A 16,485-nucleotide genomic window follows, 5' to 3' on the forward strand; every position below is an offset into this window, starting at 1 on the left:
ATGTCAAAACGAGATTATTACGAAATTCTGGGAGTAGTAAAATCTTCCAGTGCTGATGAGATAAAGAAAGCCTACCGGAAGGTGGCGATGCAGTTCCATCCCGACAGAAACCCGGGTGATAAATCTGCTGAAGAAAAGTTCAAAGAAGCAGCCGAAGCCTATGAAGTGCTGAGCGATCAGGACAAGCGGGCTCAATACGACAGGTATGGGCATGCCGGCGTGAGTGGCGGCGGGCGCGGATTTGGTGGCGGCATGGACATGGAGGATATCTTCAGTCAGTTCGGCGATGTATTCGGGGATGACCTGTTTGGAAGTTTCTTTGGTGGCGGAAGAGCCCGGAGCGGCGGACAAAGAGCCAGGGGGATCAGAGGCAGTAACCTGCGGGTGAAACTGAAATTGAATTATGAAGAGATTGCCAAAGGCGTTACAAAAAATATAAAGGTCAGGAAGCACGTAACCTGCTCCACCTGTAATGGAAGCGGTGCCAGGGATAAGAGTAGTATTCAAACCTGCTCTACCTGCCATGGAAGCGGCCAGGTGAGGAAGGTCCAGAATACTTTTCTGGGGCAGATGCAGACTGTGACGACCTGTCCCACTTGCAATGGGGAAGGCACTATTATTACAGCCAAGTGTAACACCTGCCGCGGTGAAGGAAGGGTTTACAGCGAAGAAACGATCTCCATTGACGTGCCGGCCGGCGTACAGGCCGGTATGCAGTTGAACGTAACCGGAAAAGGAAATGCCGGCGAGCGGGGCGGTATGCCTGGTGACCTGATCGTGTTGATTGAAGAAGAACAGCACAAAGACCTCCAACGCGAAGGACTGAATGTAGCCTACGACTTATATATTTCCTTTACTGATGCTGTATTTGGAACCAGTGTAGAGGTTCCCACGATTGATGGGCGGGCCAAGATCAAGATTCCACCGGGAACGCAAAGCGGAAAGATATTCAGATTGAAAGGTAAAGGATTCCCCAATGTGCATTCGCATTACGAAAAAGGCGATCAGCTCATACAGATCAATGTCTGGACACCGCAAACCGTCTCTGACGAGGAAAAAGACCTTCTCGAAAAATTATCCGACTCACCTAATATTAAACCAAGTCCCGAAAAAACCGAAAAAGGTTTCTTCGACAAGATCAGGGATATGTTTAATTAAGTCTTAAGTTTAGGCTGAGGTTAAGACATTTGATAAGCATGATGTGTTAAGTAAATCTAACGTCCCCGCCCGAACGTACCGTTCGGTACGGGCGGGTAATATCTAGCGTCTAAAGTCTCCACCACCTTTTCAGGCACGGCAACTACTTTTCGGAGGTTATAATCAAAGCAAACCAAACCCGTTTTGGCAAGTGCAACCAGGATTCTTTTTCCATCGGATTCTTTTTCCAGCCGGTAAAAAATATCAAAACTTACCTTTTGAAAATCGCCGGCGCCGGCAGCAGCAATGACGGTATCTCCGTAAAACAATTCATTTTTAAATTCGATGGCAACATCAGCCATGATCAGCCCCACTCCTTCCAGATCCATTTCGGTATAACCATGCTGTTTCAGGAACTGAACCCTGACCTCATGAATCAGGCTCAGCAGGGCATCATTGCCTACATGTCTTCCGTAATTAAGATCCGTGATCCGGACGGGAATCCGCGTCGTAAATTTCAAGTCCGGCGGAACAGGAATTTTCAATCTTGCCATCCTTCAAAGTTACGTGCAATCCGCTAACGCCGTGAAGGGAACCGGACTAAATCCGCTGAGGAATTGAATAAAATGAGGAAAATGGTGGTGGGGTAACTTGCTCGCCGATCCCGTAGTCGATGTTATTCATGGACAGTCGCACGGCGGCTGTCCCATCATTAAATTTTACAGAAATATTTAAACAGAAATCCTCTTAAAGCCCTTGTTCCCTGTTGGCCAGATCCAGGATGTCCAACAAGTTATCAGGCGTTGAACTGACCGGCGCACTGGCCAGTTCTTCCTGCCATTTGGCAATCTGATTGCTGCAATCAGCTCCCGGGTTTTCACCGGCTATGCAGTCGGCCATCGTTCCGAATTTTCTTGACATGCGAACCACGTCGCCGCCTTCTGTCATCAGCACAATATATCTGCCCTGTGTTTCGCGGTTCTTCTCAAAAGAGGGAGCATACACATTCCGATGACCCGTTTTCAGATTTTCCAGCCCGCTAATACCTCCGGTCTTCGCAATATTTTCACCAGATGGTGATTTCTGAGTAGCGCTTTGAGATTTAGTTTCCGGGATCCTGGCAGGTGGCGTTGATTGAAGCTCCTGAATGTTTTCTTTTTCCCAGTTAGCAATGATCACATCAGCATCTTTTGAAGTGCTTATAGAAAGATAATAAAAGAGAATCCCCACCAGACCGATCACCGCCGCTGCCACTGCATATTTAATATTCCGCCGCCTGATGGAATAAACAGGTGCAGGCCGCGTAGCGCGGTCTGTGGGGTTGATAGCTTTTTCGATTTCATTCCAGGCTCCCGCCGGCGGATCCATCTCCAGAGCCCGCAGTTTATTTGCGACAATATCAAAAGATTTATCTTCATGTAACTCCTGGCTTATTTTATCCCAGATCCCCGGGGGCGGATCCATTTCCGCGTTGGCAAGCTTTTTTGAGATTTCATGATAGGTATTGATACCCTCCAGTTCCGCGGCAATCCGATCCCATGCCTCAGCCGGAGGCGTAACCTCAAAATCATATAGTTTATGATGGCTGTTCATGGTCTGTTCTTATAGTTTTTTCTCTGTTTTCAATGTATTTTTTTACCAGATCCTGCAGGATAGCTTTTGCCCTCGATAATTGTGATTTACTGGTCCCCTCACTGATACCCAGCATATCCCCGATCTCTTTGTGCGAATAACCTTCTACCACATACATATTGAACACCGTTCTGTAACCGGGTGACAACTGCGTCACCAATTGAAGGATATCCTTTTCTGCGAGTTCGTCCAAAACCGAAATGTATTTACCCTCAATGGTATTTTCTTCTCTCTCGGTCACCGGCTGCATATATTTTTTCCGCCGGAAATGTTCAATGGCTGTATTTACAAATATCCGGCGTATCCAACCCTCAAACGAACCCTCGCCCCGGAAGCTCTCCAGTTTCTTGAACACTTTAATGAAGCCGTCCTGTAAAATATCCTGGGCTTCGTCAGCATTGGAGGCATATCTAAGGCAAACTGCATACATTTTTGGAGAAAATCGCCTGTACAATTCTTCCTGCATCCTGCGGTCTCCATCAATGCATCCTCTGATTAAGTCGCTTTCCGACACGGTATGGTTGCTTTCTAGATCCAAGTTTTTTAATTTTTGTTTGAAAGAAAATCCTTTCCGCAGGTATTTTCCCGTTTCCCCGCGATTGCTCCGATTCTGTGAACAAATTTAAAATCAATCTTCGGAATTATCTTCTAACTATTTGATTATTCAAATATAAGACCAGTTTTTGAACAGCCCGCGCCCGGTGGCTGTACCTGTTTTTTTCTTCGAGCGACATTTCCGCAAAAGTCCGGTCGGCTCCCTCCGGCATGAAAACCGGATCGTATCCAAAACCATCGGTTCCGCTGGGAGAATCCGTGATCGTGCCATCGCAAATGCCTTCAAACCTGGATTCCACACCATTGATGATCAATGATATAACTGTCCTGAACCGCGCCTTCCGGTTTGCCTGTCCCTTCATCTCCTTCAGTAATTTTTCCACATTATCAGCATAACTGGCATTCTCCCCAGCATACCTTGCACTTAATACTCCCGGCATTCCCTGCAACGCTTCGACTTCCAGCCCGGTATCCTCGCTGAAACAATTCAGACCCGTTAACGCATATATTGTTTCTGATTTCTCAGAGGCGTTGGCCTCAAGCGTGTCATGGGGCTCGGGAATTTCCTTGTCAATACCCGCTTCCTTGAGACTAATGATTTCAAAAGCGCCGCCAAGAGCCTCGCGGATCTCCCGCACCTTGTGTGGGTTATTCGTAGCAAATATCAATTTCATCTGTATATTTATTTATTAATTCAGGACGGCTAAACGGATCAAACCGAGAAGATAGTCCGCAACCCCGCCCAAAGTTTTGCCCTGGCATCATGGTCGGCAGGCAGTTCCGACAAAGCAGGACCATGGATCAACTGAACATCCGCGAACTGTTGTGGCTGGAAATGGGGAATCTCAAATGGGAAGCCAAACTGCCCCGGCGTGATCCCAAACAACAGAACTACCCGCGTTTTAAAATGCTCCATGATCTGGTTTCCGGATATGCCATCATAGTGTACGAGATTCACGATCGCCACATCTTCCAGTCCCAGCCGGCAGGCCTTCAGCATCTTTGTCAACAGTTCAAACTGGTCATCAGGCAAATGGGTTACTCCCGGAACCCGCACGGCCACGGTAACTAATTTTTTATTGGCTCCCAGGCAAATCCATGCAGGAACTTCAGATCTACCCTCATCAATACCCGTCAGACGCAGGCTACCATCCGAGGAATCCTGGTTTTCCGGTGACGAAACCAACACATCCGGGTACAACCGGCTGAGCAGAAAAGGGGTCAATTTTACTTCATTCAAATCCATAACTGATCTTGTACCGGAACAAAACAACGAGGGGGTCTTCAAAAATCCTGTCAATAAAATGACAGGACACCCCGGTTTTTTGCGCCTGTCTCCGTACCTTTATGCCCATTGACAGAAATAAGCACTTATGATAGAGACGACAGAAATACCGGTAGAAAAAGCAAAGATGAGTAAAATTACCCAGACAAATTTTGACAACCTGGGCTTTGGAAAGTATTTTACGGACCACATGCTGGAGGCCGATTGGTTCAATGGCGAATGGACAAATATCAGGATCAGACCTTACCAGGAACTGGGGTTCCTACCTGCACTTTCCGTTTTGCATTACTCGCAGACAATTTTTGAAGGCCTGAAGGCTCAAAAAGATCCGCAGGGGAATATCCATATATTCAGACCTGATGAAAACTTTAAACGGTTCAATAATTCCGCGGTCCGTTTGGCTATGCCCACAGTCCCCGAAGAACTTTTTATTGACGGGATGAAGCAATTAATCGCGCTCGACAGGGCCTGGGTGCCTTCGGGCTACGATGAATCGCTTTACATCCGGCCCTTTATGTTCGCCAGCGAAGAAACCCTGGGTGTAAAGGAAGCTAATCGCTATAAATTCCTGATCATTCTTGGGCCCGTAGGCTCCTATTTCGCTGCGCCTGCCAGGATCTATGTGGAAGAAAAATTCACGCGGGCAGCTCCGGGTGGCACCGGAATGGCTAAAACAGGTGGAAATTACGCTGCTTCGCTGGCTTCCTCGGCTGAGGCCCGGAAATCCGGCTACGATCAGGTCCTGTGGATGGATGCTTTTGAACACAAATATGTACAGGAAGTAGGCGCCATGAATATCTTTTTCATGATTGGCGATACCATATTGACCCCCGATCTGAATGACGGTACCATTTTAGGTGGAATTACCCGCTTAAGCCTGATCAGGTTGTTCAAAGACCAGGGCTACACCGTAGAGGAAAGACGGATATCCATCGATGAAATTATCAGTGCATACCATGATGGCAGCCTGAAAGAAGTATTTGGTGCTGGTACCGCGGCTACCATCTCCCATGTCCGGGAGCTGAAGTACCGGGACCAGGTAATGACCTTAGATGTGGATAAAATGACCGTTTCTGCAAAAATGAAAAAATACCTGCTGGATTACAAAGAAGGTAAAGTGGAAGACAAATACGACTGGCTGGTTCGCGTTTAGCAGCTCCAAATGCTCCCAGACCTTATCGTTTCCCCCTTCAGGAAGCCGGGGCAGTATGGCATTCCCGTAAAAAAATTTTTATAATTTGTTTAGTTGCGGCGTAAATCTTACCTTTGCCTCCCAAATTTTAAGGGGATAAAATTTAAAGCAAAAGAATGCCTACTATCAATCAATTAGTTCGTAAAGGGAGACAAATAATCCGGGCAAAGAGCAAATCAAGGGCACTAGATCAGTCGCCTCAGCGCAGGGGTGTTTGCACCCGTGTGTACACCACAACACCTAAAAAACCGAACTCTGCACTTCGTAAGGTTGCAAAAGTTCGTCTGACCAACAAGATCGAGGTTATCGCTTATATTCCGGGTGAAGGGCACAATCTGCAGGAACACTCCATCGTACTGATCCGCGGCGGAAGGGTGAAAGACCTGCCGGGTGTACGTTATCACATCGTACGTGGGAGCCTGGATACAGCAGGTGTAAAAGACCGCAAACAAAGCCGGTCCAAATATGGAACTAAAAAAGTAAAGAAATAAGGCTTCTTTAGAACTCTGATAATTAAAAAATTTTACTATAATGCGTAAAGCACAAGCCAAAAAATTACCTCTCGCTCCCGATCCAAGATATAATGACAAAATGGTTACCCGTTTTGTCAATAACCTCATGTGGGAAGGAAAGAAGAGCGGGGCCTATACTATATTTTACACAGCTTTGGAAAGAGTGAGCAAGCAGACTGGTGAAGATGGATACGAAGTGTGGAAAAAAGCGCTGGCAAACGTTACGCCTTCTGTAGAAGTACGCAGCCGCCGTATTGGAGGCGCCACGTTCCAGATACCTGCAGAAGTTCGGGCAGACAGGAAGGTCTCCCTCAGCATCAAATGGCTGATCCGCTACAGCCGCGACCGCAACGGGCGCAGCATGGCAGATAAACTGGCCAACGAGATCGTTGCAGCCAGCAAAGGCGAAGGTTCCGCCTACAAAAAGAAAGAAGATACACACCGGATGGCCGAAGCAAACAAGGCGTTTGCCCATTTCAGGATCTAGTATAAACTTGCTTTAAATCAGAGTCCCTGTTCAGCAATGAACAGGGATTTTGTTTTAATATCCTCCCCCGATTTGCGCCTAAGCTCTGAACATCGCACGATCAGAGTCTCTGTCCAGCAATGAACAGGGATTTTGTTTTTATATCCTCCCCGATTTGCCATTAAGCTCCAACCGACTCGTGATCAGAAAATCTCGTGATCAGACACAATTCGAGTACACGGTCCGAATCCGTTAATTTATTTTAATCGGATATTTTTATCTGATTAAAAGTCTTAACTTGCAATAAAGCAATGATCCATGGAAAAGAAAGAAGTCTGGCTTAGAGGCGAAACCACCAAAAACATCACTCCTTTACTCCAACCACCTGTAAACACCCTCCTGGAAGCCCGGGAAGAAATTGAGGGCCTCCTCAGCGATTTTAGCGACGACCTGTTATGGGAAAGGCCCGGAGGTGTGGCTTCAGTAGGCTTTCACCTGCTGCATATCCCCGGAGTGCTGGACCGGCTGTTGACTTATGCGGAAGGCAGGCAACTGAATGAGCAACAACTGGAATACCTCAGGCAGGAAAAGCTGACCAGCAGTGCATCCACCCACGTACTACGCCTTCGGGTGGAACAGGCCGTTGGAACAGCTATTGAACGGATGAAAAATTTTTCTGCAGAAAGCCTTCTTGAACACAGGGGAGTTGGCCGCATGGAACTGCCCTCAACCGTCATTGGCCTCTGTTTTCATGCAGCTGAACATACTATGCGACATACCGGACAGCTTCTGGTGACCTCAAGGGTGTTGAAGGCAAAGGCATCAGAACAAAACCTAAAAGCCTGAAGCCAACCTTTACATTCGTTTATAAATGATCATTCTCTACCCCAGTTTTTATTCGGCAGCGGACCCATCGACAATGACAAGGTCCCGCCCTGCGTCAGTTCCGTGTGCGTAAACCAGGGCCTGTTCAGGGTTTTGCCATTTAATGTGGCGTGCTGGATATATTTATTAACCGGCGAACTGTTTTTAGCGATGATGGTAAATGATTTTCCGTTGGGTAATCTAATCGCCGATTTTTCAAAAACCGGACTTCCGATCGTATACACAGGCAACCCGGGTGTTACCGGATAAAATCCAAGCGAAGAGAACACGACAAATGCCGACATCCCGCCGCCGTCTTCATCTCCGGGGATACCGAAAATATTATCCTTGAACCAGGTATCTAACAGGAATCTGATCCACTTTTGTGTTTTCCACGAAGCGCCCGCGTAATTGAACAGGTAGGGAATATGAAAACTGGGCTCATTCCCCATGGAGAACTGCCCAACCATCCCCGTCCCATCGGGAAATTTATTCCACCATTCGCATTTGCTCCTGCCCAGAGGTTCGCGGAACAACTGATCCAGCTTCTGCTCAAAGCCGGTCTTCCCGCCCATTAATCCGATCAGCCCATCGATATCCTGCTGGACCTGCCACATATAGGTCCAGCCGTTATTTTCATCGTAATAATCCCTTCCGCCCGGGCCACCATCAAACTTGGGATCGATCCTGATCCAGGCGCCCTCCTCATCTTTGGGTATAAACATCCCATACTCTTTATTCCATAAGTTTTTATAGTTATATCTTCTGTTAAACAAAGCCTTGTAATCACTTTGCAATCCAAGTTCCTTCGCCAATTCACCCACTGCCCAATCGTCGTAGCTGCCTCCCAGGGTGACAGCAACAGCCTGTCTCTTTTCGAACGGATCAACGGTTTTATTTGTCTCAGGCTGCCCGGGTCTGAGCGCCGGGAAATATCCTTTGGTCAGATATACATCGTCCAGCGGCGTTTTCGGTCCGTTTCTCCAGGGTATCATTGTGGCCTGAGTAGCGTTCTTATACATGCCCTCGTAGGCTGTTTTAAAGTCAATATTTCTCAGTCCTTTGCGATAGGCGTCCAGGAAGACAACCGAAGAGTGAAAGCCGTTCATACAGGCATGATCGCCGTAAAGCACCGGGAACGTAGGCATCCAGCCGCTTTGCTGATACATAGCCACGTAGGAATTCAGCATATCTGTTTCGGCGGCGGGGTTCAGGATCATCCGCAACGGGTGATGGGCGAGGTAGGTGTCCCAGGCCCAGTCATCCACATAAAATGGTTTGCCGGACTGATGGATTTGCTTATCAAAACCGCTGTAATACTTACCGTCTTCACTGATGTTCACCATGCGCTCATAGCATCTGTAAAGCGCGGTGTAGAAAGATCTTTTTTGTTGCAGCGTCCCGCCATCAACCGTTATTTGCCCGATCACTTTTCTCCATGCTGCTCCTGCACTGGCTTTGAAGTCATTGAAATCAGCGTTTTCAAATTCTTTATTATAGCTCAGCCTGGCCTGCTCCGGGCTCACATAGGAAATGGCATACCTGAATTCGATCGATTTATTCTTGCCTTCCGGAAATTCCAGGTATGCCATGAAGTTGTTACCCTTCGTTTCATTTCCCCTCACGATCGTTCCATCTTCCAAAAAACCTGTCACGGCCTTTTCGCTGGTTCTTGCATACAGGTACACGTTTATATCGCCATGATATGTTTCTGTTGCTTCGATTTCGTTGGGGGAGATTGAACGAAACGATGATGCACCCCTGTTCATATTATTCAGTAGCAAATAGTTTTTATTCGCAGCATTCAAAAAATCAAACCTGAAGATGCCTGTCTTTTTCCCCGGGACAAACTCCGCCTTCATACCATTTTCAATAAAGCTGGATGTGTGATACCAGGGTCTGTTTACCTCCAGATCGTGGTCGTAGGTGAGTCGTTTAGACCAGCTTTCTTTGGTCAGCGGGCCGTTCCAGGGCTTGATCCTGAAAGCCCCGCCCTGTCTGTGCGAGACAACAATCAGCGGATAGCCTGAAATCTGGTCGTCGAGGTAATCAGCTCTTAACGGATAAACCCGGATCATTTGATTGGGCAATTGAACGGTAGGCCTGGTAGGTTCAAGCAGGCGACCTACATTGCCAATGGTCGGGTCTACAAATGATAAGACATCATTATTGGTCGCATTCTTTTGCTGGGCAGATAAAACGCCAGGAGCAACAAACAAAAGAAGTATCAGCAGATAATTACGGCTAGGCATTGTCGTTATTTTATGATTTTATGTTATTTAACCATGACTTCACCGATCACTTTTCCTACATTACCGTTTGGTTCCTGAATCTTCAGCAACGCTGCAATGGTAGGAGCGATATCGGTCATATACACCTCCCTATAAGTACGGCCGGGTTTGATGCCCCACCCGTAAAACAGCAAAGGTATATGACTATCGTAAGGATTCCATAATCCATGTGTGGTTCCTTTCGATCCCCCATGAAACCACTGCGGCTTGAAAATGTACTGCAGGTCTCCGCTTAGTGCCGCGTTATATCCATTCGTCAACCGTTCTTTGAGGGTGGCTTGCAGGTTCGACTCACCCAGTTCCTCCAGATCCACGGTGGAGGCGATCGCAGGATTTTTCATCAGTTGCTCCTGAAGAAAAGCGATCACTTTTTCCCGGTCCAGTTCTTTTTCTTTGAGCAATGCCAGGTTCAAATACACCTGGTAGTTGATGATGGTTGTGACCAGATCCTTTGCCCCAAACTTTTTCTCAGCCTGACCATTCAATTCGGCCTTTAGTCCTGATTCACTTACCGTGCCGCCAGGAATCTTATGTTCTTTCAGAAACCCCGGGACATGCGCCACACCGTGGTCCGCAGAAAGGAAAACCAGGTATTCGCCTTTGCCGATCTTCGTATCCAGATAAGTCAGAAAGGAAGCCAGGTCGCGGTCCAGTCTCAGGTAGCAGTCTTCCGCTTCAATGGAATTGGGACCAAATGCGTGCCCGATATAATCCGGCGACGAAAAACTCAACGCCAGAAAATCTGTGCTTGCGCATTGTCCCAGCTTCTCCCCTTCTATGGCAGCCTTTGCCATATCAAACGTGTAAGTGTTGGCGAACGGTGTTGTACGGAAGGCCTCATATTTATTGTCGCGCCCGATTGTTGAAGTTTGGTGAGGAAAACTGTTTGATCCTCCCAATTCATTTTCATAATCCTTTTGATCGGCCGTACTCTGAGTATAAGTATTTATTGGATAAAGGGTGTTCCAGTTTGCCGCCATGTATTTGTCGGGCAGACTCTTGTCATTCAGTTCCTTCACCCATCGCGGGAGCTCTTTCATGTAGTGGGTGCTGGTAATCCAGCTACCGGATGCGTTATCAAACCAGTAGGCTGCATCGGCTGCATGACCTGCAGGCAGGATGGCTCCGCGGTCTTTAAGCGCAATGCCTACGACTTTACTTTTGAAATTGGTGGCCAGCCGGAGTTCATCAGTAACGGTTGAGGTCCAGAGATTCTTTGGAGACATCAATCCGGCTTTAGAGTTGCTACCGACGGTTTGCACGCCATCGTCATCTGTACAATAAACGGATTTATTATTTTGGCGGCTGTACCAGTTGTTGCCGACGATCCCGTTGATAGCGGGCACCGAACCGGTATAGATGCTGGCATGTCCTGCGGCTGTATAGGTGGGTGTATAGGGGATATACGTGTTCTCGCAACTGAATCCTTTTTCCAGCAACCGGTTAAATCCGCCTGTGCCATAGCGATCGGCGTAACGATACAGGAAATCCCATCGCATCTGATCCACTACCAGGCCGATGACCAATTTTGGCCTCTTCGGTTTTTCGGGCGACTGGGACTGGGCAAAAGCGGGTAGTAATAACATCAAAGGGGCTAGCAGCAAATACAACTTCTTCATCAGTATGTTTTCGCCAAAAATAAGGAATACCTGATGATAAAAGGGAGACAATGAGCCAGCGAAACTACATGTTCCTATTAAGAAACTGTTACCAATGAGCGAAGAGGCTATATCAGGTCAGCATCCCGCGGAAAATGGCTCCTGATCCACATTTCCTGTGTGATTCCACGGGATCAATACCTTTGTAGTTTTCCTGATGTAAATTATATTCAAACTATTTAACTATGACCAGACTGTCGGTAAATATCAACAAAATAGCGACGCTCAGAAACTCGCGCGGCGGGAACGTTCCCGACCTCATTCAAATGGCTATCGATGCACAGCGCTTTGGCGCCGATGGAATTACCGTGCATCCTCGCCCCGATGAAAGACATATCCGTTACGCGGACGTCAGAGAGCTGAAAAAAATTATTACTACAGAATTTAATATTGAAGGGAATTGTACGGAAGATAAATTTGTACAACTGGTGCTGGAGACCAAACCCGACCAGGTGACACTGGTACCTGATGCCCTGGGACAACTCACCTCGGACCATGGCTGGGATACCATCAAAAACCAAAAATATTTGCAGGAGATCATCCGGGTATTTAAAGAAGCCGGGATCCGGGTTTCTATTTTTGTCGATCCCGAAATACGGATGGTTGAAGGCGCTGGGGAAACCGGCACCGATCGGATTGAGCTGTACACCGAAGGTTATGCGCGCCATTTCCACGAGGGAAAAGAAGCTGCTATCGCGCCTTACCGGCGAGCGGCCGAAAAAGCGAGAGAATTGGGCCTGGGGCTGAATGCGGGTCACGATCTTGATTTGAAGAACCTCCAGTTCTTCAGCCAAAATATCCCCTGGCTGGATGAGGTCAGTATCGGCCACGCGCTGATCAGCGACGCCCTCTACCTCGGTTTTGAAAATACAATCCAGCTCTACAAACGGCAGTTAATGGGCTGAGAACTATAACGCAATAGCCCGGCTATACTGAACAGTAGCGGGCGACCAACTTTTTAATTGGGCGGATCGTCTATGAATTGACAATCCACCATGATGATGAAGTTCATATTGACGACTTTAATATGTTGCGCCGCATTTAGCGCCGGCGCGCAATCGATTGAGAGTATTCATATCAATCTTTACACCGACAGCCTGAAAAAAGGCACGTACAATTATATCAATGTTGATGGGAAGCTGAGCAACGGGCGCTGGAAACCGCTTACTGATAAAGAGCTTGTTTTCTCAACCGATTACGGACGTTTTGAAGGCAATAGCCTGGTGCTGCCGGCAGAACCAGCCGTTAGTAAAGTGACTGTTTCGGTTTCTTTAAAAGATAATCCCAAGACTACTCGCCAGACCACCATCTGGATCAAACAAAAACCTGATCCGCCGCTGCCCACCAGCGACCCCGACTCCGACAGGTACCAGCGCCGGAGAGGGAGGAGGTGATTCAGTGGCGAAGGCTATCTTTGCCCTGATGGAAATTATCGAAAAATATTTCACCGATCTTAACGATACGCAAATTAGTCGGTTCCGGGCGTTAGAGGGCCTGTACCGTGACTGGAATGAGAAGATCAATGTTGTGAGTCGCAAGGATATCGACAGCCTATATGAACGGCACGTCCTGCACTCATTGGCTATTGCCGCAGTTATTCCCTTCAGTCCCGGTGAACAAATCCTGGACCTCGGGACGGGAGGCGGATTCCCCGGAATACCACTAGCCATTTTTTCGCCCGAAGTGCAGTTCACCCTCGTCGACAGCATCGGCAAGAAAATAAAAGTAGCCGAAGCCGTTGCAAAGGAAATCGGACTGACCAATGTCCGTACCCTGCACAGCCGGGTGGAAGATATCCATCATCAAAAATTTGATTATGTGGTCTCCAGGGCGGTAGCGCCACTGAAAGATCTGATGTCCTGGAGCAAACCGCTTCTCCGTATTGGAAAGGCGAAAATCAACATAAAAAACACCGCCTTAACTCCGGGCGCTCAATTCCCGCCAGGCCTTATATGCCTCAAAGGCGGCGACCTGAAGCAGGAGATCGGGGAAAGCAATGCCGATCCGTTCGTCCTGCCTTTAAACGTACTTTATGACGAGCCTTTTTTCAATGAAAAATACCTGCTTTATGTCCAGCGCCGATGATTTGCTTTTTAAATTACACAACAAATCACATATTACAATACACTACTATCCGTTATAATACACTATCATGCGATCATTACATTTATTTTCTTATGGCTGCTTATAGGTTCTGATCAGGGATCTGGCATCCTTGCCTGCTTACCTTCGGCAAGCCTGCCCGCCGGAGGAGGGCAAACCGATAGGCGGGTAACATTTAGCGTTCCCGCCCCCGTCGGCCGCGGCGAACCTATCGTCCGGGCGGGCGTCCTGAAAGATACGTTCAGGCGGCGGGTAAAGTCAAGCGCCTCCCTACTTCGGAATATTCAAAGCATTGCAAAGCTCGCTATAACTCAGGCTGCTGAGCGGTCCGTTGGTCACCGCCACTCTCACTGAGCCCGGAATAATTACATACCGGAAAGAATGGCTGTGATTGATGGCTCCATCATTTGAATACGCATTGGTACTGCTAACTAAATTTATTTTAATATTTCCGAGTGTTGCATCCGCCGACCAGGTGTCAATATTTGTGGAAGTACCACTCATGTAATAGACGTGGATGGGAAGCACCGCCGTCTGGTCTGTCGGCCACAGGGTAGCATTGTAACCGTTCAGCTTCCCATATACCAGAACAGTTCCCTTATCCAGGATTTCCTGAGTGATCGCAGACGCTGCTTTGTTATAGTCAAAATTAATCACACCAAACTTTGTGGACACCGTAAGGGCGGCGGGTGTAAACCAATCAGAATACTGGACATTGGCCGTACCAGCGGGACCAGCAGGTCCCTGTGCTCCTGTAGCGCCTGCGGGTCCTGTAGCGCCTGTTGCTCCCGGCGTCCCCGCGGTTCCCTGCGGACCGGTTGCACCCGGAGTTCCTGCCGGACCCTGGGTTCCGGTCGCACCGGGAGTTCCGGCGGGACCCTGCGTTCCAGTAGCGCCTTGCGGACCAGTCGCCCCCGGAGGACCCTGATCACCTTTCTTACAACTAATAAATAGACCAAATACTGCTATAAAAAGCAAGAGGCTTAGTTTAGTGAGTTTCATAATGTATGTTTAGACTTTAATAATCGAACAAAATTAAAGCCCGACCTACAGGTTGGCAATACCTAATTCAGGCTATCCTGGTCGGCTGACTAAAGAAAAGAAAAGCCATCTTATTGAATAAGCTGCTCAATGGTCTTGATGGAAAGAATCATTTTTCCAGATGTGGGAAGCAGGATGAAGCCATATTTTTTATAAAAATGTACGCATTTTCACCGTACAATCAAAATGGATACTTTATCCCCTATTGACTATCCGTTATTTCTGGTCAGCTATGTATAGACTACTCACTTCATCCGGCCGTAAAACTTTTGTGTAGATCCTGAAGTCATCCATGAGCCCACTGAGCGCTTTTCTTGTGGCATCACTAGCATTATAAGCACCTGTTCCATCTTCCCAAATCGTGAAAGGATAATCATTTACGCTATCCCAAAGTGGCCCTTTCAACAAATTAAGGTCATAGGGCGTTGCTTTCGAATATTCTATACCATCAATGTACACGTGCAGAAGTTTTGCCGTCTGATCAATAACGGTGGTTACCATGTGCCATTGATTATTTGCCAACGCGGGGGCTTGCGGGGTCATTTCACGAGCCCTCCAATCCATACGATTACTATTGCCGGGTGAATAGCCAGCCAGTTTAAACAACCAGCCTCTGCCGGGTGATCCGGGGCCGGTATATGTAAGCGCCCCGTCTGTCGCCAATACAAATCCCGGATTACTGCCACTATCCCAATCCGAGTTGGAAAACAACACTGGATCAGATCCTACTGCCGCAAGCTTAACCCAAAAATTAAAACTATAACTTTGGCTCAGCACAGGCCTCAATAAATTGTGTTTGGGAAGTACGGCATATGAGCCCGAAACAAATGACGCAACTCTCCCCCTTACCGGGTCAGTAATAAAACTCACTTTAGCAGAAGCCTTTTCTCCCTGCATGGCATCAAACCTGTTACCACTAACGTCTGCAAAACTATTATCTAATGGGAGGTACACAAGCAGACTGTTTCCGCTACCCGCGGTTGTGGTAAAATTCCATTGCTGAGGCGTCAAAAAACCTTCAAAGGATTTACCCTGACCATCTGTTATGGAACCGGCATCAGCAAGCACATAATAGCCAGTGGCAAATTTAAGTGGAGTTCCAAGCTTAATAGTAACCTGCCTTCCTTCCACCACAACTGATTGGCTGGTCACCGCAACCTCTGCCACCTTTACACCACCGGTAGTTTCAAAAACGGAAATATTTCCCGCCCCCTTTTTTACATCAGTGGCAAAATTCAGTTCCAGTTTAAATAACGAACCATCGGCACTTCCGGGAAGCGGGTTCATTGAGCTGATGGCGAGACCGCTCTTTCCCACGGTCTTAAATTTCCACGAAAATCCGTCCGGCACTCCCATATAAGGATTCTTCAGTAAGTCCGTAACTAATCCTCTATTCAAAATGACGGTGTAGAACTCATCTGCTTTGAGATCACGAGCAGGTTTAATAGTAAGAACACGTTTGTCCTGCCCGATAACGACAGCGTCCGATTTTATATCGATGCGTTGTGTATCCGACTTACTGGCAATAATAATTTCCCCTATCCCCTTTTGAACAAACTTATCAAAAGTTAATACCAGGTTGCTGTTTACAGAAATGCCTTCCACTGCCGAAGCGGGGCTGTAGCTGACGATGGTCGGGTTTGCGGTGTCAATGGTATGGTCAAATTCCTGTTTGCATGATGAAAGGAAGACCATAACATATACTCCAATGACACCAGTTACCAATATTAATTTATTTTTCATACCTTG

Annotated in this window: 17 protein-coding genes; 8 read left to right on the plus strand and 9 right to left on the minus strand. The window is 47.5% G+C overall.

The genetic code is table 11. The features are described 5' to 3' along the window. Positions 1-1,158, plus strand: a complete 1,158-nt coding sequence (dnaJ, locus tag AC3WS5_RS13240; protein WP_492467872.1) for a molecular chaperone DnaJ — start codon at positions 1-3, stop codon at positions 1,156-1,158. Between the two features lie 56 nt (positions 1,159-1,214). Here the strand turns inward: dnaJ and AC3WS5_RS13245 are convergent, their stop codons facing one another. From AC3WS5_RS13245 to AC3WS5_RS13265, 5 genes are all read right to left on the minus strand, one after another. After that, positions 1,215-1,691, minus strand: coding sequence for an acyl-CoA thioesterase (locus AC3WS5_RS13245; protein WP_492467873.1), 477 nt, complete (start codon positions 1,689-1,691; stop codon positions 1,215-1,217). Between the two features lie 193 nt (positions 1,692-1,884). After that, positions 1,885-2,730 carry a hypothetical protein gene (locus AC3WS5_RS13250; protein WP_492467874.1) on the minus strand — a complete coding sequence of 282 codons (846 nt, stop codon included), beginning with the start codon at positions 2,728-2,730 and terminating at the stop codon, positions 1,885-1,887. Then, complete coding sequence (locus tag AC3WS5_RS13255; protein ID WP_492467875.1) at positions 2,714-3,307, minus strand: RNA polymerase sigma factor; 594 nt, start codon at positions 3,305-3,307, stop codon at positions 2,714-2,716. The genes AC3WS5_RS13250 and AC3WS5_RS13255 overlap by 17 nt, the downstream gene beginning before the upstream one ends. A gap of 103 nt (positions 3,308-3,410) precedes the next feature. Further along, positions 3,411-3,998, minus strand: a complete 588-nt coding sequence (gene rdgB, locus AC3WS5_RS13260; protein WP_492467876.1) for an RdgB/HAM1 family non-canonical purine NTP pyrophosphatase — start codon at positions 3,996-3,998, stop codon at positions 3,411-3,413. A 38-nt stretch (positions 3,999-4,036) separates the two neighbouring features. Continuing rightward, complete coding sequence (locus tag AC3WS5_RS13265; protein ID WP_492467877.1) at positions 4,037-4,570, minus strand: hypothetical protein; 534 nt, start codon at positions 4,568-4,570, stop codon at positions 4,037-4,039. Between the two features lie 127 nt (positions 4,571-4,697). On the opposite strand from AC3WS5_RS13265, the gene AC3WS5_RS13270 reads away from it, so the two are divergent. From AC3WS5_RS13270 to AC3WS5_RS13285, 4 genes are all read left to right on the plus strand, one after another. Further along, positions 4,698-5,762: a branched-chain amino acid aminotransferase gene (locus AC3WS5_RS13270; RefSeq protein WP_492467878.1), complete on the plus strand. Its 1,065-nt coding sequence runs from the start codon at positions 4,698-4,700 to the stop codon at positions 5,760-5,762. A 155-nt stretch (positions 5,763-5,917) separates the two neighbouring features. Beyond that, entirely contained in the window at positions 5,918-6,292 is a 375-nt protein-coding gene (rpsL, locus tag AC3WS5_RS13275; protein WP_492467879.1) for a 30S ribosomal protein S12, read from the plus strand. Between the two features lie 40 nt (positions 6,293-6,332). Beyond that, positions 6,333-6,800 (plus strand): 30S ribosomal protein S7, encoded by a 468-nt coding sequence (gene rpsG / locus AC3WS5_RS13280; RefSeq protein WP_492467880.1) that lies wholly within the window; start codon positions 6,333-6,335, stop codon positions 6,798-6,800. 297 nt (positions 6,801-7,097) lie between these two features. Further along, complete coding sequence (locus AC3WS5_RS13285; RefSeq protein ID WP_492467881.1) at positions 7,098-7,625, plus strand: DinB family protein; 528 nt, start codon at positions 7,098-7,100, stop codon at positions 7,623-7,625. Between the two features lie 29 nt (positions 7,626-7,654). Here AC3WS5_RS13285 and AC3WS5_RS13290 read toward each other — a convergent pair whose 3' ends face one another. Together AC3WS5_RS13290 and pafA are read right to left on the minus strand one after the other, a co-directional pair. Then, positions 7,655-9,895 carry a GH92 family glycosyl hydrolase gene (locus AC3WS5_RS13290; protein WP_492467882.1) on the minus strand — a complete coding sequence of 747 codons (2,241 nt, stop codon included), beginning with the start codon at positions 9,893-9,895 and terminating at the stop codon, positions 7,655-7,657. A gap of 23 nt (positions 9,896-9,918) precedes the next feature. Then, the gene (gene pafA / locus AC3WS5_RS13295; protein WP_492467883.1) at positions 9,919-11,553 is read right to left on the minus strand and encodes an alkaline phosphatase PafA; all 1,635 of its coding nucleotides are present in this window, start codon (positions 11,551-11,553) and stop codon (positions 9,919-9,921) included. 224 nt (positions 11,554-11,777) lie between these two features. Here pafA and AC3WS5_RS13300 point away from each other — a divergent pair, with 224 nt between their 5' ends. From AC3WS5_RS13300 to rsmG, 3 genes are all read left to right on the plus strand, one after another. Beyond that, complete coding sequence (locus tag AC3WS5_RS13300) at positions 11,778-12,497, plus strand: pyridoxine 5'-phosphate synthase (protein WP_492467884.1); 720 nt, start codon at positions 11,778-11,780, stop codon at positions 12,495-12,497. A 93-nt stretch (positions 12,498-12,590) separates the two neighbouring features. Further along, positions 12,591-12,986 carry a hypothetical protein gene (locus AC3WS5_RS13305; RefSeq protein WP_492467885.1) on the plus strand — a complete coding sequence of 132 codons (396 nt, stop codon included), beginning with the start codon at positions 12,591-12,593 and terminating at the stop codon, positions 12,984-12,986. Positions 12,987-13,014: 28 nt separating this feature from the next. Beyond that, positions 13,015-13,677, plus strand: coding sequence for a 16S rRNA (guanine(527)-N(7))-methyltransferase RsmG (gene rsmG / locus AC3WS5_RS13310; RefSeq protein ID WP_492467886.1), 663 nt, complete (start codon positions 13,015-13,017; stop codon positions 13,675-13,677). Between the two features lie 288 nt (positions 13,678-13,965). Here the strand turns inward: rsmG and AC3WS5_RS13315 are convergent, their stop codons facing one another. Beyond that, positions 13,966-14,697, minus strand: coding sequence for a hypothetical protein (locus AC3WS5_RS13315; protein WP_492467887.1), 732 nt, complete (start codon positions 14,695-14,697; stop codon positions 13,966-13,968). Between the two features lie 255 nt (positions 14,698-14,952). Then, complete coding sequence (locus AC3WS5_RS13320; protein ID WP_492467888.1) at positions 14,953-16,479, minus strand: Ig-like domain-containing protein; 1,527 nt, start codon at positions 16,477-16,479, stop codon at positions 14,953-14,955. Between the last annotated feature and the right edge of the window lie 6 nt (positions 16,480-16,485).

It is taken from the genome of Niabella sp. CPT15-335-S11 (assembly GCF_058792415.1).